22 protein-coding genes are annotated in these 23,429 nt (G+C 64.3%); 10 read left to right on the forward strand and 12 right to left on the reverse strand.

Annotated features, from left to right (window positions below):
- From RhoFasB10_RS22040 to RhoFasB10_RS22060, 5 genes are read right to left on the reverse strand one after another with little or no spacing between them, the layout of a single operon-like run.
- Positions 1–477 carry a hypothetical protein gene (locus RhoFasB10_RS22040; protein ID WP_167678547.1) on the reverse strand — a complete coding sequence of 159 codons (477 nt, stop codon included), beginning with the start codon at positions 475–477 and terminating at the stop codon, positions 1–3.
- A 22-nt stretch (positions 478–499) separates the two neighbouring features.
- Positions 500–1,399, reverse strand: coding sequence for an alpha/beta fold hydrolase (locus tag RhoFasB10_RS22045; protein WP_068423613.1), 900 nt, complete (start codon positions 1,397–1,399; stop codon positions 500–502).
- Entirely contained in the window at positions 1,396–2,403 is a 1,008-nt protein-coding gene (locus RhoFasB10_RS22050) for a PHP domain-containing protein (protein ID WP_167678549.1), read from the reverse strand. The genes RhoFasB10_RS22045 and RhoFasB10_RS22050 overlap by 4 nt, the downstream gene beginning before the upstream one ends.
- A gap of 4 nt (positions 2,404–2,407) precedes the next feature.
- Positions 2,408–2,866 carry an RDD family protein gene (locus RhoFasB10_RS22055; protein ID WP_068423669.1) on the reverse strand — a complete coding sequence of 153 codons (459 nt, stop codon included), beginning with the start codon at positions 2,864–2,866 and terminating at the stop codon, positions 2,408–2,410.
- A 20-nt stretch (positions 2,867–2,886) separates the two neighbouring features.
- Positions 2,887–3,525: a hypothetical protein gene (locus RhoFasB10_RS22060; protein WP_167678550.1), complete on the reverse strand. Its 639-nt coding sequence runs from the start codon at positions 3,523–3,525 to the stop codon at positions 2,887–2,889.
- Between the two features lie 105 nt (positions 3,526–3,630).
- On the opposite strand from RhoFasB10_RS22060, the gene RhoFasB10_RS22065 reads away from it, so the two are divergent.
- A complete protein-coding gene (locus RhoFasB10_RS22065) occupies positions 3,631–4,317 on the forward strand; it encodes a YceI family protein (protein ID WP_167678552.1) in 687 nt (228 codons plus the stop codon).
- Here the strand turns inward: RhoFasB10_RS22065 and RhoFasB10_RS22070 are convergent.
- On the reverse strand, positions 4,298–5,206 hold the full coding sequence (locus RhoFasB10_RS22070; RefSeq protein WP_068423608.1) for a sterol desaturase family protein: 909 nt from the start codon (positions 5,204–5,206) through the stop codon (positions 4,298–4,300). The genes RhoFasB10_RS22065 and RhoFasB10_RS22070 overlap by 20 nt on opposite strands.
- A 262-nt stretch (positions 5,207–5,468) precedes the next feature.
- Here RhoFasB10_RS22070 and RhoFasB10_RS22075 point away from each other — a divergent pair, with 262 nt between their 5' ends.
- The 6 genes from RhoFasB10_RS22075 (at position 5,469) to tgt (ending at position 14,041) form a co-directional block, all read left to right on the forward strand.
- Positions 5,469–5,924 carry an Rrf2 family transcriptional regulator gene (locus RhoFasB10_RS22075; protein ID WP_068423607.1) on the forward strand — a complete coding sequence of 152 codons (456 nt, stop codon included), beginning with the start codon at positions 5,469–5,471 and terminating at the stop codon, positions 5,922–5,924.
- A gap of 96 nt (positions 5,925–6,020) precedes the next feature.
- Complete coding sequence (locus RhoFasB10_RS22080; protein ID WP_167678554.1) at positions 6,021–6,644, forward strand: TetR family transcriptional regulator; 624 nt, start codon at positions 6,021–6,023, stop codon at positions 6,642–6,644.
- 11 nt (positions 6,645–6,655) lie between these two features.
- The gene (locus RhoFasB10_RS22085; RefSeq protein ID WP_167678556.1) at positions 6,656–8,974 is read left to right on the forward strand and encodes an MMPL family transporter; all 2,319 of its coding nucleotides are present in this window, start codon (positions 6,656–6,658) and stop codon (positions 8,972–8,974) included.
- 81 nt (positions 8,975–9,055) lie between these two features.
- A complete protein-coding gene (locus RhoFasB10_RS22090; RefSeq protein WP_068423601.1) occupies positions 9,056–10,786 on the forward strand; it encodes an ABC transporter ATP-binding protein in 1,731 nt (576 codons plus the stop codon).
- Positions 10,783–12,732: an ABC transporter ATP-binding protein gene (locus RhoFasB10_RS22095; protein WP_167678558.1), complete on the forward strand. Its 1,950-nt coding sequence runs from the start codon at positions 10,783–10,785 to the stop codon at positions 12,730–12,732. Before RhoFasB10_RS22090 ends, RhoFasB10_RS22095 begins: the two co-directional genes overlap by 4 nt.
- An 82-nt stretch (positions 12,733–12,814) precedes the next feature.
- Positions 12,815–14,041, forward strand: a complete 1,227-nt coding sequence (gene tgt, locus RhoFasB10_RS22100; protein WP_114330385.1) for a tRNA guanosine(34) transglycosylase Tgt — start codon at positions 12,815–12,817, stop codon at positions 14,039–14,041.
- Here the strand turns inward: tgt and RhoFasB10_RS22105 are convergent.
- The 5 genes from RhoFasB10_RS22105 to RhoFasB10_RS22125 all read right to left on the reverse strand — a co-directional run bounded on the left by RhoFasB10_RS22105 (position 14,038) and on the right by RhoFasB10_RS22125 (position 19,347).
- Entirely contained in the window at positions 14,038–15,261 is a 1,224-nt protein-coding gene (locus tag RhoFasB10_RS22105) for a hypothetical protein (RefSeq protein ID WP_167678560.1), read from the reverse strand. The genes tgt and RhoFasB10_RS22105 overlap by 4 nt on opposite strands.
- Positions 15,262–15,358: 97 nt before the next feature.
- Positions 15,359–16,099: a queuosine precursor transporter gene (locus tag RhoFasB10_RS22110; protein WP_068423668.1), complete on the reverse strand. Its 741-nt coding sequence runs from the start codon at positions 16,097–16,099 to the stop codon at positions 15,359–15,361.
- Positions 16,100–16,146: 47 nt separating this feature from the next.
- The gene (gluQRS, locus tag RhoFasB10_RS22115; protein ID WP_167678562.1) at positions 16,147–17,034 is read right to left on the reverse strand and encodes a tRNA glutamyl-Q(34) synthetase GluQRS; all 888 of its coding nucleotides are present in this window, start codon (positions 17,032–17,034) and stop codon (positions 16,147–16,149) included.
- Positions 17,035–17,099: 65 nt separating this feature from the next.
- Positions 17,100–17,843, reverse strand: coding sequence for an SDR family NAD(P)-dependent oxidoreductase (locus RhoFasB10_RS22120; RefSeq protein ID WP_167678564.1), 744 nt, complete (start codon positions 17,841–17,843; stop codon positions 17,100–17,102).
- Between the two features lie 10 nt (positions 17,844–17,853).
- Positions 17,854–19,347, reverse strand: coding sequence for a class I adenylate-forming enzyme family protein (locus tag RhoFasB10_RS22125; protein ID WP_068423589.1), 1,494 nt, complete (start codon positions 19,345–19,347; stop codon positions 17,854–17,856).
- Between the two features lie 97 nt (positions 19,348–19,444).
- Between RhoFasB10_RS22125 and RhoFasB10_RS22130 the strand changes: the two genes are divergently transcribed.
- Positions 19,445–20,347: a LysR family transcriptional regulator gene (locus tag RhoFasB10_RS22130; protein ID WP_279387076.1), complete on the forward strand. Its 903-nt coding sequence runs from the start codon at positions 19,445–19,447 to the stop codon at positions 20,345–20,347.
- Positions 20,348–20,349: 2 nt separating this feature from the next.
- Here RhoFasB10_RS22130 and RhoFasB10_RS22135 read toward each other — a convergent pair whose 3' ends face one another.
- Entirely contained in the window at positions 20,350–21,492 is a 1,143-nt protein-coding gene (locus RhoFasB10_RS22135; protein WP_068423588.1) for a helix-turn-helix domain-containing protein, read from the reverse strand.
- A gap of 122 nt (positions 21,493–21,614) precedes the next feature.
- On the opposite strand from RhoFasB10_RS22135, the gene RhoFasB10_RS22140 reads away from it, so the two are divergent.
- Positions 21,615–22,670 carry an NAD(P)-dependent oxidoreductase gene (locus RhoFasB10_RS22140; protein ID WP_206031217.1) on the forward strand — a complete coding sequence of 352 codons (1,056 nt, stop codon included), beginning with the start codon at positions 21,615–21,617 and terminating at the stop codon, positions 22,668–22,670.
- Positions 22,670–23,425, forward strand: a complete 756-nt coding sequence (locus tag RhoFasB10_RS22145; RefSeq protein ID WP_167678566.1) for a hypothetical protein — start codon at positions 22,670–22,672, stop codon at positions 23,423–23,425. Before RhoFasB10_RS22140 ends, RhoFasB10_RS22145 begins: the two co-directional genes overlap by 1 nt.
- Positions 23,426–23,429 lie beyond the last annotated feature (4 nt).

Here is a 23,429-nt window from a genome sequence, read left to right on the forward strand (position 1 = left end):
TCAGCAGGTGCCGCGGCCGGCCGCGTCGAGTCCCCGCAGGATCTGTTGCTGATCGTCGGCGGACAGCGTCGACCAGTTCGGTCCTTCCTGCAGCTTGTCGCGCAGGCCGGTGACGGACTGGTCGCGCGACGCGGCCCCGGTGAGGGCAACCGCGTCGATGGCGGTCTTGAAGCGCGCGCACGTCTCCAGATAGAGCTGTTCGCCGTGAGGCATGTTTTCGGACGTGGGATCTGCGGGGAGTTCCGGGGCGGGCACGGGAACCGGCAGCGTCTCGGCCTGGTCGGAATCGACCGGCTCCTCAGACGCATCCGGCAGCTCGGCCGACGGTTCGGCAGCCGTGGTCGGCTGCGCAGTCGTCGTCGACGCGGCGGCCGCAGTCGCCGAGGTGGATGGCTGGGCTCCGGAATCGGTCGTCTCCTGCCCACACCCGGCAAGCACGAGGACGGCGGCAGCGACCACCCAGACCACTCTCTTCATGCGGACGTGTGTACCAGACAGGTCAACCGAGCGTCGCGGCGTGTTCGGTGATGGTGTCGACGGCCGTCGTCCAGGCAACGGACCCCGAATGCACGAAGTCGTCGTGACCGACGCCCGGCAGAACCGTCAGCTCGGCGGGGTCGCCTGCGGCCCGGGCCGCATCGACGTACACCGTGCTCTGGTTCACCGACACCGTTTTGTCGCTGTCACCGTGCAGCGCGGACACGCGGACGTCGATGGGCAGATGGTCGATAGGCGACGCGACGCGGTAGCGATCGGGCACCTGGTCCGGCATGCCACCGAGGAACGCGGGCACGAATCTGTCGCCGCCGATGGTCGCCGCGCGCGCCATGTCGTACACGCCTGCCATGATCGTCGCGCTCTTCGGCGTCACGCGTGGCTGTGCTCCCGGAGCCGACGCCGGAAGCGTGTGCCGACCCGCGAGCCACGCCGCCAGCTGACCGCCCGCGGAATGACCGGCGACATGCACTCGGTCGAGATCGAGGCGGCCACCTGCGGCCTCCTGGACGGTCGTCGCCAATGCTTCGGTGGCGTTGTCGACGTCGGCGAGTGTGTCGGCCCAATTACCGGTTCCGCGCCGATATTCGATGTTCCACACCGCAATTCCCTGATCGGCGACGGCCTGCGAGATCGGTGCGAAGTACGACGAGCCCAAGGCCTTCTGCCACCCGCCGCCGTGCACCATCACGACGACGGGAAGCGAGTCGGCATCGTTGTCCGGCAGGTAGAGATCGCCGACGTTGTCCGCGTCCGGTCCGTAGAGCAGCCGCATCGCGGGACCGGACTCGGCCGGAACGAGCGCGGGGGAGGGCGCGGGCGTGTGGGTGGGCGTCGGTGCTGCGGGCGACGCGCAGCCGGAGGCAAGAACGACGAGGGCAATGAGAAGTTTTCGCGCCGTCAACGGTCACCTGTCCACTCGAGCAGTTTCTCGACGGGCCACGTGTTGACGATTCGGTCAGCGGGCACACCTCTGTCCTCGGCGCGGACGCAGCCGTAGCCCTGCCAATCGAGCTGGCCTGGGGCGTGGGCATCGGTGTCGATGGAGAACAGACAACCGCGCTCGAGCGCGAGATCGATGAGGCGTTCCGGCGGGTCCTGACGCTCGGGCCGCGCATTGATCTCGACGGCCGTTCCATATTGCCTGCAGCCCTCGAAGACCACGTCCGCGTCGAATGTCGATTCGGGTCGCGTACCGCGTCCACCGGTGACGAGCCTGCCTGTGCAGTGTCCGAGCACGTCGACATGAGGATTCGCGACGGCATTCACCATCCGTCGCGTCATCGTGTCCGAGTCCGCGCGTAGCTTCGAATGCACGCTCGCCACAACGATATCCAGCTCGGCGAGCAGGCCCTCGTCCTGATCGAGACTGCCGTCGTCGAGGATGTCGACCTCGATCCCGGTCAGTATCCGGAACGGCGCGAGTTGCTCGTTCAGTTCGGCGATGACGTCCAGCTGTTCCCTGAGTCGCTCGGCGCTGAGTCCGTTGGCGACGGTGAGCCGCGGTGAATGGTCTGTGAGAGCACAGTATTCGTGCCCGAGCTCCTTGGCCGTGCGCATCATCTCGTCGATCGGGCTGCCGCCGTCGGACCAGTTCGAATGTGTGTGCAGATCACCCCTCAGTGCCGCCCGCAGATCGTTCTCGCCGATCGGCTCGGCCTCTGCGCGCTTCTCGGCCAGGTAGTCCGGAACGTCGCCCGCCAGCGCCTGCCTGATGATCAGGGACGTCTTGGCTCCGATGCCCGGTAGCGCCGACCACGAATCGGACTTCGCGCGCTCGGAACGTTGTGCAGCACTCAGGTTTTCGACGACGTCGGCCGCTCGCCGGTATGCCTTGACGCGATGCGTGTCCGCGCGTGAGCGTTCGAGCCAGTAGGCGATCTCGCGGAGGGCTTCGATCGGGTCCATGTCTCTATTGTCCAGTAGCGGTGTGCGGATCGACCATGCCGGTGTTCGGTTGCCAGTCGTAGACGACCGATGTGCGCAACACGATGTCCTGCAGGGAGCGTCGGCGTCGGTCCACCGCCACCCACAGCAGGCCGAAGCCGAAGACGACGCACAGGAACGCACGGAGTGCGGCCGCGGGCCATCGCAGCAGGCCGTGACGTCGGCTGATCAACCGAACCCCCATCATGGTCGCTCCGACCGTGCGACCCGTCGTCGCCCAGCACAGCGTCAGGTATCCGATGGCGATGCAGACGAAGAGTGTCACCGACATGAGTACGGCGGGCGATCTGAAACTGAGCGATTGCGGATCGAACAGCAACTGCACGAACACCGCTCCGACGTACACCGACCCCATCAGCACGGCGACCACGGCCAGATCGACGACGGCAGCCACCCCGCGGGTCACGACGCCGGCCGGACGCATGTCCTCGGCGCGCGGGAGTGTCACGTGGTCACCTCACGCCCTGGCTCGCGACCGAAGAGCTTGCCGACGAAGTGAGATACCGCGTCGTCGGCCTGCATTCCGGTGCTGCGGACGCCTCGCACAGCTTCTGCCGACAGCGAGCCCGTCGACTCACGCATGATCTCGGGCAGGTCGACTCCGTCGATGACGAAGTTGGCGAGCGCGATCAGATCGACGCGCGCAATGGCACCGTCGAGGTCGACGCGGGCAACCTGTCGATCCAGATCGACGGTGTCGACGACGGCGTCCAGATCTATCCGATCGATGACGGCGTCGACGTCGACGCGTCGGATTGCCGCGTCGAGATCCACCTGCGCGGCGGCCTTGTCCAGGTCGACGCCTTCGATGACGGCATCGATGTCGACGTTGTCGCGAATCAGCTGCGTCAGATCGATCTCCTCGAGCGCAGTGGCGACGACCTTGACGACGACAGCCCGCAGAACGGCGTCGGCGAGGGCGGTGGCGGCCACGACCGTGCGCTCGCCGCGGGCCGAGACCGTCCGAAGGCGAGCGCCGATCACCGGCAGTCGGCCGAGAGCGCGAACGGCCCCGCGGGTGGCGTCGGCCGCCACCGCCACCGTTCCCACGGCCAGGGACACGAGATGGACGTCGTCCGGCACTGTTTCACCTTAGTGCGGCGGCGCCGCGCAGCCGCACGCTTTCTCAGGAAGTTGACAGCTGTTGACCCTCCCTTTGACTTGAAGGTGCAACTAGCATTGGCGGCCATGACGAAGAAATGGTGGATAGCAGGCGCAGCGGTCGTCGTGATCGCACTCGCTGCGTTTTTCGGACCGAAGATCTACGCGTCCTTCCAGGGTGACGACGCCCCTGCGGCGACCGTCTCCACGTCGGGTGCGCAAGCGGCGACGACGGACGATCTGAATGGATCATGGACCATCGTGCCCGGCGACGCGTCGAACACGACAGCGGCGGGCTATACCGTCGACGAGGTTCTGAACGGATCCGACGTGACCGTGGTCGGTTCGACGACCGAGGTCAGCGGTGACGTGACCATCGCCGACAACGAGTTGACCGAGGGTGAAGTCGTCGTGCAGACCGACTCGATCACCACCGACAGCGACCGACGGGACAATCAGTTCCGCGGCAACATCTTCGACACCGCGACGTACCCGACGGCGACGTTCACGTTCACCTCGCCGGTCGACCTGTCGTCGGTTCCGAAGGACGGCACCGTGACGACGGTGAAGGCCGACGGCACCCTGACGCTGAAGGACCAGACGCGTCCGGTGTCCGTCGATATCGAGGTGCTGCAGTCCGGTGACATGCTGATCGCGTCGGGAAGCATTCCGACGACGTGGGCCGACTACGGAATCCAGCCACCATCACTGGGATTCGTCACCGTCGAGGATTCGGGAACCGTGGACTTCCTGATCAACCTGAACTCGAACTAGTTTCCTTCCGTCTCGGCCTGCTCGGAGTCCACCCCGGCGGGCCGAGGACGAAACCGAACCGTTCACGCCACGACCGCGATGCCGCTACATCCCTTGCGATGGAGCGGTATTCGTGTGTCTGGAGCGTCCAGATGTTGTACGTGTCCACCGGTTTCGTCAGGCCGTAGTGGGGGCGTTCGATCTCGTCGGCGTACGTCCCGAACATCCGGTCCCAGATGATGAAGATGCCGGCGTAGTTCTTGTCGAGGTACTGCGGGTCGCGTCCGTGATGCACGCGGTGATGCGACGGTGTGTTGAAGACGAATTCGATTGCGCGCGGAAGCTTGTCGATCCGCTCGGTGTGCACCCAGAACTGATAGACCAGGTTGATCGAAAAGCCGACGAACACCATCCACGGCGGAATTCCCAAGAGCGGCAACGGAAGCCACATGACGATCTCGCCGCTGTTGTTCCACTTCTGACGCAGAGCAGTACTGAAGTTGAAGTATTCGCTCGAATGATGAGCTTGATGCGTCGCCCAGATGATCCGGGTTCGGTGCGCGATGCGGTGGTACGTGTAGAACAGCACGTCGACGCCGACGATCAGAATCACCCACGTGTACCAGGCGTCGGCAGGCAGATGCCACGGAGCGACGTAGGCGTACAGCGCCGAATATGCGACGAGGGCGAGCGTCTTCCAGCCAGTCGTCGTGGCAATCGACACGAGACCCATGCTGACGCTGGCGCGTGCGTCCGAACCCTTGTAGCTGCCGCGTTCGCCTTCCTCGAGTTTGGCCGCCGCGAACCATTCGATGGCCAGCAGCACGACGAACGCGGGGATCGCCAGAGCGACGGGGTCACGCAGCGGCTCGGGTAACGAGTTCCATGCTGAACTGATCCACTCGAACATCCGACCGCACCCCTCTTGCGTAACACTTGAGGTCTCAGTGTAACGCTTCGTTGTGAGCTAGGCCATAGGCTGGGCTGGGTGGGCTCGGGCTGGGGCGCGGGTCGGAGCGCGCGGCGGGCCGGACCGAATGTGGCTTTCCGGTCACTCTGAGTGACCACAGGTGACATTCGGTCGGTCCGGGGAGGGGGAGGGGCGGCGAGGAATTGGCCTATTCCCTACCGAAGTGGTAGGAATTAAGGAAAGCCCGTCGAAGGAGATTGCCGTGCACATTACCGCCAAGGCGGACTATGCCGTACGCACTCTGCTCGAGCTTGCGGCCAACGAGGGCGCCCCCGGCAAGGCCGAGGCGCTGGCGGGTGCGCAGAACATTCCGCACAAGTTCCTGGAATCGGTGCTGTCGGATCTGCGTCGAGCCGATCTCGTCCGCAGCCGACGCGGCCCCGACGGCGGATACTGGCTGGCCCGCCCACCCGCAGAGATTTCCGTCGCCGATGTCGTCCGGGCCGTGGAGGGTCCGCTCGCGTCGGTACGCGGTCAGCGTCCGGAGGATGTCGAATATCCCGGGCCTGCCGAGCCGCTGCGGCTTGTCTGGCTTGCGGTCCGGGCGAATCTGCGTGCTGTGCTGGAGGAAGTGTCGCTGGCCGACATCGTCGACGAGCATCTTCCGTCCTTCGTTCACGACCTGACCAGCGATCCGGGGGCGTGGGCTCGACGGTGACCGGTGACACAGTGTTCACCCCACTGTGTCGCACCCGACAGAACTGCACGTTCGTGCAATATTGCAGAACTCTGCACTTTCCGTACTTTAGAATGCGTGACCAATCATCCCCCCGGCCTTCGTGATCAGAAGAAGGCAGCCACGAGAGACGCTCTCGGTCTCGCGGCCTTGAACCTCGCCAAGGTTCGAGGCCTGGATGCGGTCACCGCGGATGCCATCGCCGCCGAGGCGGGGGTGTCCACGCGTACGTTCCACAACTATTTCGCCAACAAAGAAGAAGCCGTTCTGCATCACGTCGAGGCTTCTGCGCTGGAATGGTTCGAGATGCTGCGTGCACGGCCGTCGGACGAGCCGCTCTGGGACTCGCTACGGCACGTCGGCGTCGCGATGGTGACCGACCCGGACAAAGACCTGGCCGAGACCTTCGCCGTCGCACAGCTCATCGAATCCAACCCCAGCGTCATGGCACGCAAGTTGGAAGTTCATCGCTCGCTGACCCGGGTACTCGGAGAAGCGATTGCCGAACGCACCGGCACCGACGTCGACCACGACCTCTATCCGAACCTGGTGCAAATGTCGGTAGGTGGAGCCGTCGCGGCAGCTCTGACCATCTGGACCAACGACCCCACAGGAGCTCTGTCGCCCCAACAGCTAGTCGAGGACGCATTCGACCAACTGCAGGCCGGACTCCCGGACCCGCGCGAACCGAAAACCAACTGAGGAGCCGTCACGTGGCCACCTATCTCTATCGAATCGGAAAGTTCGCCTACCGGCGAAAAGGCATCGTCCTGGGTCTGTGGCTCGCGATTCTCGTGCTCGCGGGCGTCGGCGCGAGCACGTTGTCCGGACCCACCGCCAACTCGTTCAACATCCCGGGCACACCTGCTCAGGAGGCGCTCGACCTGCAGAGCGAGCGCTTCGGACAGGTCGAGGATCCGCTGAGCGCCGTCTCCGCCCAGTACGTCTTCGGCGCTCCCGACGGCCAGTCGCTCGACACTCCCGAGTACACCGCGGCCATGGACGCGACGATCGCTGAGATCGACAAGATCGGTGACGTCGACGCCTCCGCGAAGCCCGGTGGCCAGCAGCCTTTGGTCAACCCCGTCGTCGGCAACACGGGGATCGTCGAGCAGTACAACCAGCTCGCGCAGCAGGACGGAACCCCTCCCGACGTGGCGGCCGCCAATGCCGCAGCGTTGTCGCCGCTCAGCCCGAACGGGCAGATCGGCACGCTCGACGTCCCGATCTCGGTCGAGCTGGCCGACGTCACCGACGAACTGCGCACCCAGCTCGACGAAGCTGCCCAGCCCGCCCGCGACGCCGGATTGACCGTCGAGCTCGGCGGTACCGTCGCGCAGAACGCGTCGCCGCCGGGCGGGACGTCGGAACTCGTCGGCCTCGCCGTCGCTGCCGTCGTACTGCTCATCATGTTCGGATCCGCCGTCGCCGCAGCACTGCCGCTCATCACCGCGATCGTCGGTATCGGCATCAGCAGCCTCGCCATCACGACCGCGTCCGGTTTCGCGGATCTGTCGACCTTCACGCCGATCCTCGCGATCATGATCGGCCTGGCCGTCGCCATCGACTACTCGCTGTTCATCCTCGCCCGATACCGGCACGAGCTGACGCTCACCGACGACCGCGAGGAAGCCGTCGGACGCTCGGTGGGAACGGCAGGTTCGGCCGTCGTCTTCGCCGGTGCGACCGTGCTCATCGCACTCGTCGCGTTGCGCGTCGTCGGCATTCCGTTCCTGTCCCAGATGGGTTACGCGGCCGGCTTCGCGGTGTTCATCGCCGTTCTCATCGCACTGACGTTCCTGCCCGCACTCCTCGGCCTGTTCAAGGGCAAGGCGTTCGGCGGCAAGATCAAGTTCGTCAACACCGCCGATCCCGAGGATCCGAAGGCTCCCGCCACGAACGGCCTCCGGTGGGCCCGAGCACTCGTCAAGCGTCCTGCGATCGGACTCATCGGCGGCGTTGTTCTCCTCGCCGTCATCGCGGGTCCGACCACCGGCCTGTCGCTCGCACTGCCGAGCATCGCCACCTCCGACCCGTCGACGTCGGTCCGCAAGGCCTACGACCTCGTCGAAGAAGGCTTCGGTCCCGGCAAGAACGGCCCACTGCTCGTCATCGCCGACGGCAGCGAAGCGCCGGAAGCCGATCGGACGGCAGGCTTCGCCAAGCTGGTCGAGTCGATCTCCGCCGAGGACGACGTCACCAACGCGCAGATCATCGCGGTCAACGAGGCGGGGGACACCGCACAGATCCTCGTGACACCGTCGAGTGAGCCGAACAGCGACGCGACCAAGAATCTCGTCGCCAACCTTCGCGATGCCGAATCCGGTTTCGCCGAGGCGAACAACGTGTCGTACGGCGTCACGGGTCAGACCGCGCTCGAACTCGACGTGTCGGAGAGACTGCAGGATGCTCTCGCGCCGTACCTTGCGGTCGTCGTCGGTCTCGCGTTCCTGCTGCTGATGCTGGTGTTCCGCTCGATCCTGGTTCCGTTGACGGCGACTCTCGGCTTCCTGCTCAGCGTGCTCGCCACGTTCGGTGCGACGGTGTTCATCTTCCAGGAAGGCGGATTGGGTCTGATCAGCAATCCGCAGCCGATCGTCAGCTTCATGCCGATCTTCCTGATCGGTGTCGTCTTCGGACTTGCGATGGACTACCAGGTTTTCCTGGTCTCGCGCATGCGTGAGGACTACGTCCACGGCACGCCGGCGAAGGAGGCCGTCGTCAACGGTTTCAAGTACGGCGCCCGCGTGGTGACGTCGGCCGCGGTCATCATGATCTCCGTCTTCGCGGCGTTCATGGCCGAACCCGACTCGTTCATCAAGTCGATCGGTTTCGCCCTCGCGGCGGCTGTCTTCTTCGACGCGTTCGTCGTGCGTATGGTCATCATCCCGTCGGTCATGGCGCTCATGGGCGACAAGGCGTGGTGGCTGCCGAAGTGGCTGGACAAGATCCTGCCCGACGTCGACATCGAAGGCGCGAAGCTCGCCAAGGCAGAACCGAAGCGGGACGAGGAAGAGACGGTCAGGGCCTGACGTGCAGACGGCCGGAGATTCTCGTTCACCCGCGAAAACGTGGAGACTGTTTGACATGTGTACGAGTAATCTTCGGCCATCATGCTGATCCCCCTGCTCAAGACGTATCTGGCTCCGTACAAGCGGGCGATCGCAGCATTGATCGCTCTGCAGTTCGTGGCCACGGCGGCCGCGCTGTATCTGCCGAGCCTCAACGCCGACATCATCGACAACGGTGTGACGCGCGGCGACACCAACTACATCCTCTCCACCGGTGGATGGATGCTCGTGGTGTCGCTCGTGCAGATCGTCTGCTCGGTCTCCGCCGTCCTGATCGGCGCGAAATCTGCGATGGGCGCCGGACGCGATCTGCGCAAGGCGATTCTGCATCGCGTCGGAACCTTCTCGGCTCGCGAGGTCGGCCAGTTCGGTGCGCCGTCGCTGATCACTCGGAACACCAACGACGTGCAGCAGGTGCAGCTGCTGATCGTCATGGGATTCACCATCGTCGTCATGGCCCCGATCATGTGTGTCGGCGGCGTCGTGATGGCGTTGCGTGAAGACCTGGGCCTGTCCTGGGTCCTGCTCGTCGCAGTCCCCGGCCTCGCACTCTCCATGGGTCTCATCATCGTCCGCATGGTGCCGGGTTTCCGTGCGATGCAGGTGCGCATCGACGCCGTCAACCGCGTTCTGCGCGAACAGATCACCGGCATCCGCGTCGTCCGTGCATTCGTACGCGAACGCTTCGAGATCGACCGCTTCGGAGTTGCCAACGACGATCTGACGCAGGCGGCTCTGCGGGTCGGACGCCTGATGGCGTTGATGTTCCCGACGGTCATGCTCATCAGCAACGTCACCAGCGTCGCCGTGATCTGGTTCGGTGGCCACGCGATAAACAACGGCACGATGGAAATCGGTTCGCTCACCGCACTTCTCAGCTACATCATGCTGATTCTGATGTCGGTCATGATGGCGTCGTTCATCGCGATGATGGTTCCGCGCGCGTCGGTGTGCGCTGACCGTATCAGCGAGGTGCTGTCCACCGAGTCGTCTGTGGTGCTGCCGTCGTCACCCAAGCCGTTCGTGACGACGCCGGGCCTCGTCGAACTCCGGCATGCCGAGTTCTCTTTCCCCGGCGCCGAATTCCCGGTCCTGTGCGGCGTCGACTTCGTTGCCGAGCCGGGCAAGGTGACCGCCGTCATCGGCGGCACCGGATCGGGCAAGTCGACACTGATCAATCTGATTCCGCGTCTGATCGACGTCACCGCGGGCCAGGTCCTGGTCGGGGGCACCGACATTCGAGACCTGGACGTCGACGAACTGCGCAGCCACATCGGGCTCATCCCGCAGAAACCGTATCTGTTCTCCGGAACCATCGCGTCGAATCTGCGCTACGGAAAACCCGACGCCACCGACGACGAACTGTGGGAGGCGCTGGAGATCGCTCAGGCCGCCGACTTCGTCCGCAAGATGCCGGAAGGCCTGGAAACGGCCGTCTCGCAGGGAGGTACGACAGTGTCCGGTGGTCAACGCCAGCGTCTGGCCATCGCCAGGGCTCTCGTGCGGCGCCCCAGCATCTATCTGTTCGACGACTCGTTCTCCGCGCTCGACCTGACCACCGACTCGAAGCTTCGCGCGGCGTTGAAACCCGTCATCGCCGACGCCTGCATGATCGTTGTCGCCCAACGTGTCTCGACCATCGTCGACGCCGATCAGATTCTCGTTCTCGACGACGGCAAACCCGTCGGACTCGGGACGCACGAACATCTGCTCGCGACGTGCCCGACGTACGCCGAGATCGTCGACTCCCAGCACGCGGTGGCGGCGTCATGACCAGGCCCGCTACCAAGCCGTCGGAAGCTCCCGCCGCGCCGGCCGCCCCCGCCCCTGCGGGCAGACCTGCGGGGAACGCGCCCGGCACCAGGGCGCTTCACTTCAAGGCGTCGTTCGTCCGGCTGTTGAAGAAGCTCGCACCCGAACGTGTTCGACTCGTCGCCGTGTTGCTGTTCGCCATCGCGAGCGTGGTTCTCTCGGTCGCGGCACCGAGCATCCTCGGCCATGCGACGAACTTGATCTTCAACGGCGTCGTCGGGAATCAACTGCCGCCGGGTGTTTCGAAAGAACAAGCCGTCGACAGTCTTCGCGCCGACGGTCAGAACACCTTCGCCGACATGGTCGCCGGAATGGACGTCACCCCCGGCGTCGGAATCGACTTCTCGGCCGTCGGAAACGTTCTGTTGCTCGTCCTCGGGTTGTATGTGCTGTCGTCGCTGCTCGCCTGGGCGCAGGCGTACATTCTGAACATCGCGCTGCAGAGGACCATTCGACGCCTTCGCGGTGAGATCGAACGCAAGGTGCATCGACTTCCGTTGTCCTACTTCGACTCGCGTACCCGTGGTGAGTTGCTGAGCCGCGTCACCAACGACGTCGACAATGTCTCGACGAGTCTTCAGCAGACGTTGAGTCAGCTCGTCACCGGCGTTCTGACGGTGTTCGGAATTCTCGGCATGATGATCTGGATCTCGCCGCTGCTCGCTCTGGTTGCGGTACTGACGGTTCCGGCGTCGCTGGTCGTCACCGCCATGATCGCCAAGAGGTCGCAGCCACACTTCATCAACCAGTGGAAGCACACCGGACGGCTCAACGGGCAGATCGAGGAGACCTACACCGGGCACGAGATCGTCAAGGCATTCGGACGTCAGGCCGAGGTCGAGCGCGAGTTCGGCGAACGAAACGACAGCCTCTTCGAGTCGAGCTTCCGGGCGCAGTTCATCTCCGGAATGATCATGCCGACCATCATGTTTCTCGGGAACGTCAACTACGTGATCATCGCCGTCGTCGGTGGCCTGCGGGTGGCGTCGGGCACGCTGAGTCTCGGTGAGGTGCAGGCGTTCATCCAGTATTCGCGTCAGTTCACTCAGCCGCTGACGCAGATCGGGTCGATGGTGAACCTCGTGCAGTCCGGCGTCGCGTCGGCCGAGCGGATATTCGACCTGCTCGATGCCGACGACGAGGAGCCGGATCCGGCCAAGACTATCGTGCCCGTCGCCAACTGCGGACGCGTCGAGTTCGAGAACGTCTCGTTCCGCTACCGCGAGGATCAGCCGCTCATCGAGAACCTGTCGCTGGTGGCCCAGCCGGGCCATCTCGTCGCGATCGTCGGACCCACCGGCGCAGGCAAGACGACGCTCGTGAACCTGATCATGCGGTTCTACGACATCGACTCAGGACGCATCACCATCGACCACGTCGATACTCGAGACATGTCGCGCGACGAACTACGCGAACGCACGGGCATGGTGCTGCAGGACACCTGGCTGTTCGGCGGCACCATTCGGGACAACATCGCGTACGGCGATCCGGATGCCACCGAGGAAGAAATTCTCGAGGCCGCCCGCGTCAGCTACGTCGACAAGTTCGTGCATTCGCTGCCCGACGGGTACGACACGATCATCGACGAAGAAGGCAACAACGTCAGCGCCGGTGAGAAGCAGCTCATCACGATCGCGCGGGCGTTCCTCGCGAAGCCGATGATCCTGATTCTCGACGAGGCCACCAGTTCCGTCGACACCCGCACCGAGCTGCTCGTGCAGCAGGCCACCGCGGCGCTGCGCAACGACCGCACGAGTTTCGTCATCGCTCACCGACTCTCGACCATCCGCGATGCAGACCTCATCGTCGTCATGGAGGACGGTCACATCGTCGAGCAGGGCGATCACGATTCGCTCGTCTCGGCAGGCGGTGCGTACCACCGGTTGTATGCGTCGCAGTTCAGTTAGGCGGCTTCGCCGCACGTGAGCAGAAATGTGTAGCCCGCTACACATTTCTGCTCACATGCGCGTAGCGCCTAAGGTTGTGCCGGTGAGCGCTCCGAACGACCCCTTCTTCAGCATCGGCACCCGGATCGAGGATCGTCTGGGCCGGACGGGCACCATCCACACGCCGCACGGTGACATCGCGACGCCCGCGTTCATCGCCGTCGGAACCAAGGCGACGGTCAAAGCTGTGCTGCCGGAGGCGATGAAGGAACTCGGCGCGCAGGCCGTACTCGCCAACGCGTATCACCTGTATCTGCAGCCGGGCCCGGACATCGTCGACGAAGCAGGTGGTCTCGGCAAGTTCATGAACTGGGACGGCCCGACGTTCACCGACAGCGGCGGATTCCAGGTCATGTCGCTCGGCGTCGGATTCAAGAAGGTCATCTCGATGGATGCGAGTCGCGTCGAATCCGACGACGTCATCGCCGAGGGCAAGGAACGTCTCGCGCATGTCGACGACGACGGCGTCACCTTCAAATCGCATCTCGACGGGTCCCGGCACCGGTTCACTCCCGAGGTGTCGATGCAGATCCAGCATCAGCTGGGTGCCGACATCATGTTCGCCTTCGACGAACTGACCACGTTGATGAATACCCGTGGATACCAGGAACTGTCGGTGGACCGCACGCACGAATGGGCGAAAAGGTGTGTCGCCGAACATGAACGGTTGACGGCAGAACGCGTCGGGAAGCCTTATCAAGCTCTGTTCGGTGTCGTGCAGGGCGCGCAGTACGAGGATCTTCGACGCAAGGCGGCCAGCGGGCTCGAGACCATCGAGGGCGAGACGGGACGCGGATTCGACGGCTACGGCATCGGCGGCGCGCTCGAGAAGCAGAACCTCGGCACCATCACTCGGTGGGTGAACGAGGAACTGCCCGAGCACAAGCCGCGTCACATGCTCGGAATCAGCGAGCCCGACGACTTCTTCACCGCCATCGAGAACGGCGCCGACACCTTCGATTGCGTCAATCCCTCACGCGTGGCTCGGAATGCGGCGATCTATGTTCCGACAGGACGGTTCAACATCAACACCGCACGCTTCAAGCGTGACTTCACGCCGATCGACGAGAACTGCGATTGCTACACGTGCGCCCACTACACCAAGGCGTACATCCATCACCTCTTCAAGGCGAAGGAGATGCTGGCGTCGACGTTGTGCACCATCCACAACGAGCGATTCACCGTGAAACTCGTCGACGACATCCGTGCATCGATCGAGCAGGGTCGGTTCGAGGAGTTCAAGAAAGAATTTCTGGGCCGCTTCTACTAGGCCGGGTCGAGGTCGATCGACCAGCCGTCGTCGAAGATGTCCTGGTGGCACACCTGTGTGCCTGCGTCGAGGCACTCCTGCACCGACGACAGGTCCGGCCTCAGCGGGTAGGGCGCGGGAGTGAAATCGTGCACGACGCCGACTGCGCCTGCGACCAGACAGATCGTCGCGACGACTTTCGCGAACAGGTGACCGCGCGATCCGAGTACTGCCCACAGCAGCGTGATGCAGATGGCCGTCGGGACGAGGACGTGGCGTTGGAATGCGGTCGCCGAGCCGACCAGAGACGGCCCGTACGCGTTCACCGCCGAATAGAGCAGGACGCCGAACAGAACCCACAGGACGACGGCCGTCCGCGGAATGCACACGATCGACAGCACCGCGACAGTGCCGAGCCAGAGATACGCGGCCACCGTCAGCCACGGGTGCGGCGTTCCCACGAACACGTTCGCGTCGCCGGCGATCCAACCCCCACCGACTTTTTCACCTGCTGCCTTGACCAGCAGAACCAGAGTTCCGCCGCCAGGCGTCGAACGGCTCGACGTGAGATAGACCGACAGCTGGACTACGGCGGCGACGACCGCGACGGCCACGACGCCCGCCGACGCCGTGGTTCGACCGTTTCTCCACCAGCGCCAGACGAAGAACGGTGTGAACAGAACGATCAGGGGACCGCTGAGCCCGATCACCCCGACGGCGACAAACTCGGCGACGCGACCCCAGCGACTCCGGGGATCGGCGGAGAGGGTCAGCAGCAACAGCGAGATACCCACGACGAAGATCAGGTTGGCGATGTTGCCGTACGGCTCCCAGAGCGGCGGCATCAACGCCAGCGATGCGAACAGTCCTGCACGCAGAATCGGCGACGGTAGGAGCCACTCGAGCCGAGCTGACAGCGCAGGCAACAGCATCATCAGATGCACCACGATGGCCGCCCAGACGTACGCGGTGGGCGCGGCGGTCACGTCGAGTGGCTCGAACACCGCCGCGACGATCCTGGGGACGACATGCAGGTAGCCGGCGTACGGCGCGACGACGGCGCCGAGTCCGTCGTTGTGCGCGTCGGCCAGGAAGATCTGTCCGTCCTCGGCGAAGAGAGCGGCATCTCGGATCCGCGGTACTCCCCGGAGAACGAACGCCAGCGCAGCACAGACCGTGATCACCGTAGCCACCACGCGTTCGGTCGCGACCGGAGTTCGGCTGTCCTGAGCAGTCACCATGGGGAAAACCTACGTCGCACCGATCCCGGCGGCGGTCACGACATGGCGGTGACACGAAAAGCCCCGGCCATCGGGCCGGGGCTTCGTCGCGAGAGATCTAGACGGAAACGGGTTCCTGGTAGGTGGGCTCGCGCTTCTTGATGAACGCGATGACCCGGTAGGTGATGGGCATGACGAGCACCTCGACGAGCGTCTTCCAGACGAAGCCGACGATCACGTAGTTGATGAAGTCCTCCCACGTCGAGATACCGATGACGCCCGCGGCGATCGAGCAGAAGATCAGGGTGTCGAAGAATTCACCGACGATCGTCGAGCCGATCAGACGCGCCCACAGGTGCTTCTCCTTCGTGCGCTCCTTGATGGCGACGAGGACGAGCGAGTTGAGCATCTGTCCGACGAAGTAGCCCGCCAGACCTGCGAGTACCAGGCGTGGCACGACACCGACGACGGACTCGAGCGCCTCCTGGTTCTCGTAGAAGCTCGCTGCAGGCAGTTCGATCGCGATCCAGAAGCACAGGGCCGCGAGGAAGATGGAACCGAACCCGAGGTAGATGGCGCGCCTGGTGGCCTTGAAGCCGTACACCTCGCTGAGCACGTCGCCGAGAATGTAGGCGAGCGGAAACAGGAAGAATGCGCCGTCGGTGTTGATCGGCAGGACCTGGAACGGGCCGATGAAGAAATCGCTCCCACCGAAGAAGGCGACGCCCTTGCTCGCCGTCACATTCGAGATGATCAGGGTTGCCGCGAAGAGGGCCACGATTGTCGGATAGTAACCACGGCTGACGTGCGCGAACTGCGCTACGGCGTCGGGTCTGTCTTCGGAATTCTGAGCTGTCACGTGCTTCATCCAAACACGGGAAATCCCCAGGTCCGAATCGCTGTCCTCTATGTCTCGAATATCCACGGCGTCGTGGGAAGCTTCGACGGGTCCCAGCGCGCCAGCAGGTCCGCGACGGTGACGGCCTCACCCGGCTTCGCGAGCTCCAACGACTGAGCCAACAGCGCGAGCACATCGAACGGCCCGAGCCCCATCGCAGCCTGGTCCTCGAGTGTCACGGCACCGTCGCGTTTGGCGAGCCTCTTGCCCTGCGCATTCAGCGCGAGTGGCACATGTGCGTATGTGGGCGTTGGCAATTCGAGCAGCGTCGCGAGATACGCCTGACGTGGCGACGACGTCAACAGGTCGTCACCGCGAACCACCTGGTCGATTCCCTGCTCCCCGTCGTCGACGACGACCGCCAGGTTGTACGCGGCCACGCCGTCGACGCGGCGCAGCACGAAATCGTCGACCTGGCCGTGGAACCGCCCGAGCACGACGTCGTCGATCGAGAAATCGGTCACGTCGGCGCGCAGTCGCAACGCAGGCGGACGAGTCTTCGACGCCCTCTCCTCCGCCGTCAGGGTGCGGCAGGTGCCGGGGTAGGCGCCATCGGGTGCGTGCGGGGCGGATGCAGCCTCGAGAATTTCCCGACGCGTGCAGAAACACTCGTAGGTCATCCCGGATGCGGTGAGTCGGGCGATGGCGTCGTCGTAGAGGGCCGTGCGCTCGGACTGCCTGGTGAGGGGACCGTCCCAGTCGAGGCCGATGGCCTGCAGGTCAGCGAGCTGCCGGGCTTCGGCGCCCTCGCGGACACGGTCCAGGTCCTCGATGCGCATCAAGAAATCGCGGTCGGTGGATCGCGCGAACAGCCAGGCGAGCAATGCGGTGCGCAGGTTGCCGAGATGCAGGTCGCCCGACGGGCTCGGTGCGAATCGGCCGGCTCCTGTGCTCATTTTCTCCACTCTAGATGGGCATGAGGTACCAGTCTTGCTACCGCGGAAGCGTTGTCTGCCCACCCTCAGGCAGGGACCATGCCGCCGTCGACGTGCATCGTCACTCCGGTGACGTAATCCGAGCCCTCGGAGACGAGGTACGACACCGCTGCCGCAACCTCCTCCGGCCGGCCCATCCGCGGAATCGGAATGTTCTCGACCCCGTACTCGGCTCCCGCGGCCATCGGCGACGCGATCGGTCCGGGCGCGACGACGTTGCACGTGATGCCCCACGACCCGACCTGACGGGCGATCCACCTGCTCAGGTTGATCGTCCCCGCCTTCGCCGACGCGTATGCGGCACCCGACCGGCCGCCGGAGCCGTCTGCATCCACCGGCCCGACGCCGCCCACCTTGCCCGACACCGACGCGATGTTCACGAGACGGCCGTACCCCGCAGTCTTCATGTGGGGGAACACCGCTGCCTGGCACGCAAAGGCCGTTGCGGTCAGGTTGGTGTCGATGTCGCGGTGCCACGTGTCGACGGACAGGTTCTCGAACGACTCGCGCCCGCACGTGCCGGCGCAATTTACGAGAACGTCCAGCCGACCGAAGTCGTCGCCGACGCCGCGTATGGATTTCTGCAGTCCTTCGATGTCGCGCACGTCGACGATCTTCGCTCCCGCGGCCGCGATGTCGCGGGCGGTGTCGCCGACTGCGTCCGAAATATCGAGCAGCACAACGGAATAACCGTCTGAGATCAGGCGGGTGGCGATGCTGCGGCCGATACCCTGGGCTGCACCGGTGACGATTGCTACAGGTGTGGTCACGACGGGTCCTCTACTCTGCGATGCGGAAGCGTCGAACTTTGCCGACACTCGTTCTGGGAAGCTCGGCGATGATGTGCCACGCACGGGGACGTGCCGCCGGTGCAAGGTTCTTCGTGGCCCACTGATCGAGGTCGCACAGTTCCGGTGCGTGCGCCGCATCCTTCGGGACGACGTAGGCCACCGGAACCTTGTCCCTGATCGGATCGTCCTTCGCGACGACGGCGGCCTCGAGTACGCCCGGTGCTTGTGCGACGGCTGCTTCGACCTCGGTGAGGCTGACGTTCTCGCCCGCCACCTTGATGACGTCGTCGACCCGTCCGACGAAGCGGAGAACTCCGTCTTCCGATCGGACGAGATCGCCCGTCGCGAACCATGTTTCGTCGCCTTCGGTGCGGAAGGACTTGTTCGTCGTCGCCTCGTCGTCGAGGTAGCCCGCGAACAAGTCGACGCCGGGCGTGCCTCGGACCGACAGTTGCCCGGGCTGACCGTCTTCTGCGTCGATCCTCACCTCCCGGCCGGGGATCGGCAGGCCGATGACGTCGTGTGTCGGTTTCTCGGCGCTGTCGCAGCAGACTATCGCGACGGTCTCCGTCATTCCGTAGAGCTGACGGGGACGCGTTCCGACCAGGGTTGCGAAGTCGTCGTAGTGCTCGGCCCCGAGGCTCTGTGCGAACCAGACATGCGTCAGGCCCAGAGCCCGGTGCGAGTCGTTGCGCGCCAGGATCATTCGAATCGGCGCAGCGAAGAGGCTGGCATGCGTGACGTTCAGTTCCGCGGCGACATCGACCCATTTAGATGCCGAGAACGACTGCGTCAGAGCCACGCTCGCGCCGACGTGAATCGCGGGAGCGAAGCAGTAGTACTGGGCGTTCGCGTGGAACAGCGGAAGCGTCACGTACCAGCGGTGCCCGGCCTGGAGTGTCGACGCCTCGGCCATGCGCTGTGCGACGTTCGCGTAGCAGGCTTGCGTCAACACAACGCCTTTCGGCGTCGAGGTGGTGCCGGAGGTGAACATGACGGCAAGCGTCCGGTCCGGAGTCGGGGCGGCCGAAGGAACGGCATCACCGAGCAACGGCGAGCCGCCGGAGACGTCGGTCGCGTCCTCGGCGAGGTCGAAGACGACAGGAATCGACTCGTCCGCACCGGCGCGATAGACGTCGGAACGTGTTGTGGCGCAGACGCCGACGACGGGGCGCACACGTGATACCTGGTTCGCGATGTCCCGCGCAGCCGATGCCGGATCGACGGGGACCATCGTCGCGTCGATTCGAGCCGCCGCCAACCACAGGGCGATGAAGGCGGGGGAATTCCTCAGTGCAAGATGAATCGTCGAACCCGGCTCAACTCCGGACTCGACCAGGGTCCCGGCCACGCGGGCGACGATGGCGTCGAAGTCGCGGTAGTTCCACTCCGTCACCCTGCCGTCGTCGCCGCGGAAGACGAGGAACGTGTTGTCGGGGTGGTCACGCACGGCGGCGTTCCAGACCTCGGTGAAGGTACGCATCCTTGTCTCCTCGTTCGCTGGTGCTCACCAGCTTGGATCTGCGTGAACAGACATGCAATGACCAGTTGGGCAGAATTGGTGTGCGAAAATATGCAGTGTGTCGACGACCAGTGCAGACGACCTGTTGGTGCTGATGGAAGTGGCTCGCACGGGCAGGTTCACGCGTGCGGCCGAGACGCTGGGGCTCAACCACACCACCATTTCCCGACGCATCAAGGCGGTCGAGGTCTCGCTCGGCGGCCGTGTGCTGGTTCGAGCGACCGACGGCTGGGAGCTGACCGCGTTGGGGCACCGAGCGCTGGCGGCGGCCGAGAAGTTGCACGCCGTGCTCGCCGAGTTGCAGAAGGAACCCGGCGCAGAGCCGGTGCTTCGCGACGTCGTGCGCATGTCTGCGACCGACGCGTTCACCGCTTACATCGCGGCGCCGTCGGCGGCGCGTCTACGCGTGAAGCATCCGGAGTTGACCGTCGAGATCGTCTCGGCGACGAGAAGGGCTGCGCTGCAACGGTCCGGCCTGGACATCGAAATCGTCGTCGGCGAACCCAAGGTCCTGCGTGCCGACGCCTCGCGGCTGGGTGCGTACACGCTCGGCCTGTACGGATCCGTCGACTACCTCCAGCGCATGGGCACGCCGCGCACCCTCGACGAAGTGACCCGGCACGGACTCGTCTACTTCATCCCGTCGATGCTGCAGGTCGACGAACTCGACGTGGGCCGGCGCTACGTTCCCGAGATGCGCGACGCGGTGACGTCCACCAACGTCTTCGCGCACGTCCAGGCCACGAAAGCGGGAGCGGGGCTCGGCCTCCTACCGACATTCATGGCCCAGCAGCACGACGACTTGATTCGACTCCTGCCCGACGAAGTCGGAGTACCGCTCGACTACTGGCTCGTCACGCGCCCCGACGCCACGCGTCGCCCGGCGGTCAAGGCTCTCATCGACGAATTGCGTTCCAAGACCGAGGAAATGACCGATCCGTCGACGGGGAGTGTGGGGTAGTTTCACCGTGTCGCGAGGTACAGTTCGACGAGATCGGTGAAGACGAGCGGATTGCGGCCGGTCAATTCGTGGATCTTTCTGGCGCGCAGCGCAACGGTGTTGACGTGCACGTACATCTGCTTGGCTGCTCTCGCCTGCGACATGTTGCAGTTCGCCAGTGCGGCTATCGTCTCGAGCAGGTGAGTCGCGTCCTCGATCGGTCCGAGTCTGTCGGCGACGAATCGCTCCCGTGCCGGGACGTCATGGCCGAGCAATACGTCCAGCAGAACATCGTTGTAAAGCAACATCTTTCCGGTCATTTGCTTCCGTGATGCCACGTCCTGCACGGCGCGCGCCTGAAGATAGGAGCGATGGCCGGCCCGTAGCGTGGGCGCCGTATCCCCTACGAAGATTCCGGTGCAGTCGCCGCTCGGGTCGTTGAGCAGTGTCGTCAGGCACGCGTCGAACCGGGATGTCGAATCGGAGTCGACGGGAGCGAAAGCGATCAAACTTCCGTCGCCTTCCCAGCAGAGGACGGGCTCGATTCGGGCAGCACTCAGTTTCGTTACCATACGACGCCGAAATCGTTGCGCGAGAAGGGGTTCGGAATGCTTCGACAGTGTGAACACCACGCAGGTGTGTGCTCTACCCTGATCGACACCCAGCACGCCTGTCCAGCGTTCCGCCTCCGCGGGATCGAGCTCCCACCCGTTGGTCAGAGCAGTCGCCAATTCGGTTTCTGCGCGTCGACTGACGGCATCGATGGCCGACGACGCCTCGCGATACGCGTCGATCATCGCGTTCGTAAGAGCATCGAAACATGACAGCGCGAGTTCCGTAGGAGTGTCGCTCGAGCCGTCCCGGTGCGTGCGCAGCACGTGCAGCAACATGACGCGTTCTGTGGACCGGAACGCCTGGATGACCGACTCCAGCGGCACTCCTTGGTGTGCGCGTTGCTCGCCCAACTCACGCGCGTGCACCAATTCGTCCGGGCGCAGAGGCGTACGTCGTCGCACGCAGTCGAGGACCACGACGACATTCATTCGAACGAAGTGGTCGAGCTCGACCCGATCGAACACGTTGCTCGTGTAGCCGCGATAGGTGTTCCAGATGAGCTGGACGGCCTCGTCGACCAGGTCGTCGACAGATCGTTCCGTGGTGGCCATTCGTACAGCATACTGTGGGAATCACACAGTATTCTGCTGGCATCGCTAGGGAATGGCCTGGTTTTGCATCGCTCGAATGTGTATCACGATGTATGGCGTAGGTCACAACGAGAGGACATGATGTGAGCATCGTGCAGGACACGCCCCAGCAGACTGCGTCGTACGACGGCGTCGATGCGATCGAGAACGCACTTGCCGAACCGACCCGGGGGCTGATCGAGGCGATGCCATCGATCGACGGCGACATCGTCGTCTTGGGGGTGGGAGGCAAAGTCGGACCCAGTGTCGCCGTCATGGCCAAGCGTGCCGCGGAGGCTGCAGGAATAGACAAGCGAATCTACGGCGTAGCACGCTTCAGCGATCCGCACAGTCGCGAATTCCTCGAGAACAACGGAGTCGAGTGCGTCGCCGCAGATTTGACGGACGACGACCAGCTGTCGGCGCTGCCGGACGCGTCGAATGTCATCTTCATGGCAGGCAACAAGTTCGGCACCACCGGCAACGAGTCGTTCACGTGGGCCATGAATTCGTACCTGCCAGGGCGTGTCGCAAACCGCTACCGCGACAGTCGAATCGTCGCATTCTCGACGCTCGTCGCCTATCCGCTTGCCGACGTCGCCACCGGTGGCTCCCGTGAATCGGACCCGGTCGGGCCCATCGGTGAGTACGCCGCCTCGTGCGTCGGTCGCGAACGCGTATTCGAGCATCACTCACTGAAATTCGGTACGCCATTGCTGATCTTCCGGCTGGGCTATTCGATCGAGACGCGGTACGGCGTCCTGCAGGAGATCGCGCAGGCGGTCAAGGACGGGACCGAGATTCCACTGGAGATGGGTCACGCGAGCGTCATCTGGCAGCGAGACGTCGCGGACTACGCCATCCGCTCGCTCACGTTGGCGAGTTCGCCGCCGCGTCGACTCAATATCACCGGGCCCGAGATCGTCTCGATTCGTTGGCTCGCGCACAGGTTCGGTGAAATCCTCGGCAAGGAACCACGTTTCACCGGCTCCGAGACCGGGACGTCCTACGTCATGGACGGTTCGTCGATACAGTCCGAGTTCGGTTTTCCGTCCACGACACTGTCCACGATGATCGACTCGGTCGCAGCGTGGGTCGCCGAGGGCGGGGCTCTCCTCGGCAAGCCCACCAAGTTCCAACAGCGTCAGGGCCAGTTCTGATGACAACGTTCGCGCCGAGCGTTGCCGACGGCACGGTCGATACTGCCGTAGCGGAAGGCGCGCTGATGAACGTCATCGCCGTCGATCGCGACGACGTTTCCGAGTTCGACGATTGGTACTCGCGGGAACATTTCCCGGAACGATTGTCGGTCACCGGATTCAGGAATGCGCGGCGGTTCGTCGAACACCCCGATCGCGGGAACGATCTCGTCGAATACTTCTCGATCTACGTGACCGACTCGGTGGACGTGTTGACCAGCGAGGAGTACCTCGCCGCTCTCGATTCGCCGACTGTTCGCACCACGCAGGCAGTCGGGCTCTTCCGTGAGAACGAGCGTACCGTCGGAAATTTGCGTTATCGCAACGGAATCGGACGGACCGGTCAGGTTCTTCTCGGCCGCATCACGTGCGACGGTCGAGACCGAACCGCACTTAGCCGTCGCATCTGCGAGATCGCCGCATCGGCCGTCGTCGACGGATCTGCGGAAGGCGTCGCGGTGTACGAGGCAGACGCGGTCGCCGCGTCTGCGAAGAACAACACGGCAGAAGGAAGAGCTGCAGGTAGTCCGGGTCTCACCGACGACGCGCCCGGCACGATATTCCTGATCGTCGACCAGCACGGGTCGGTACAGCCGCCTACTGTGCATACTCTCCGTACGGCGGTGGAGGGAACCGGCGCAACAGTTCGTTGGTCGACATACCGGTTGGTCAGCGAACAGGCCGCCCCCCGTTCCGTCAGCACAGAACAGGACTGAAGAA

Source organism: Rhodococcus sp. B10 (assembly GCF_011770055.1).
Lineage (GTDB): Bacteria > Actinomycetota > Actinomycetes > Mycobacteriales > Mycobacteriaceae > Rhodococcoides > Rhodococcoides kyotonensis_B.

Excerpts from the sequence above, each read along its gene's own strand:
- RhoFasB10_RS22125 (WP_068423589.1), bottom strand. The coding sequence starts at position 19,347 with ATGCGTACCTTCACCGAGGTCTGGAACGCCGCCGTGCGTGACCACCCC.
- RhoFasB10_RS22095 (WP_167678558.1), top strand. The coding sequence starts at position 10,783 with ATGACCAGGCCCGCTACCAAGCCGTCGGAAGCTCCCGCCGCGCCGGCC.
- RhoFasB10_RS22065 (WP_167678552.1), top strand. The coding sequence starts at position 3,631 with ATGACGAAGAAATGGTGGATAGCAGGCGCAGCGGTCGTCGTGATCGCA.
- RhoFasB10_RS22055 (WP_068423669.1), bottom strand. The coding sequence starts at position 2,866 with ATGCGTCCGGCCGGCGTCGTGACCCGCGGGGTGGCTGCCGTCGTCGAT.
- RhoFasB10_RS22105 (WP_167678560.1), bottom strand. The coding sequence starts at position 15,261 with ATGGTGACTGCTCAGGACAGCCGAACTCCGGTCGCGACCGAACGCGTG.
- gluQRS (WP_167678562.1), bottom strand. The coding sequence starts at position 17,034 with ATGAGCACAGGAGCCGGCCGATTCGCACCGAGCCCGTCGGGCGACCTG.
- RhoFasB10_RS22070 (WP_068423608.1), bottom strand. The coding sequence starts at position 5,206 with ATGTTCGAGTGGATCAGTTCAGCATGGAACTCGTTACCCGAGCCGCTG.
- RhoFasB10_RS22050 (WP_167678549.1), bottom strand. The coding sequence starts at position 2,403 with ATGGACCCGATCGAAGCCCTCCGCGAGATCGCCTACTGGCTCGAACGC.
- RhoFasB10_RS22135 (WP_068423588.1), bottom strand. The coding sequence starts at position 21,492 with ATGGCCACCACGGAACGATCTGTCGACGACCTGGTCGACGAGGCCGTC.
- RhoFasB10_RS22090 (WP_068423601.1), top strand. The coding sequence starts at position 9,056 with ATGCTGATCCCCCTGCTCAAGACGTATCTGGCTCCGTACAAGCGGGCG.
- RhoFasB10_RS22040 (WP_167678547.1), bottom strand. The coding sequence starts at position 477 with ATGAAGAGAGTGGTCTGGGTGGTCGCTGCCGCCGTCCTCGTGCTTGCC.
- RhoFasB10_RS22145 (WP_167678566.1), top strand. The coding sequence starts at position 22,670 with ATGACAACGTTCGCGCCGAGCGTTGCCGACGGCACGGTCGATACTGCC.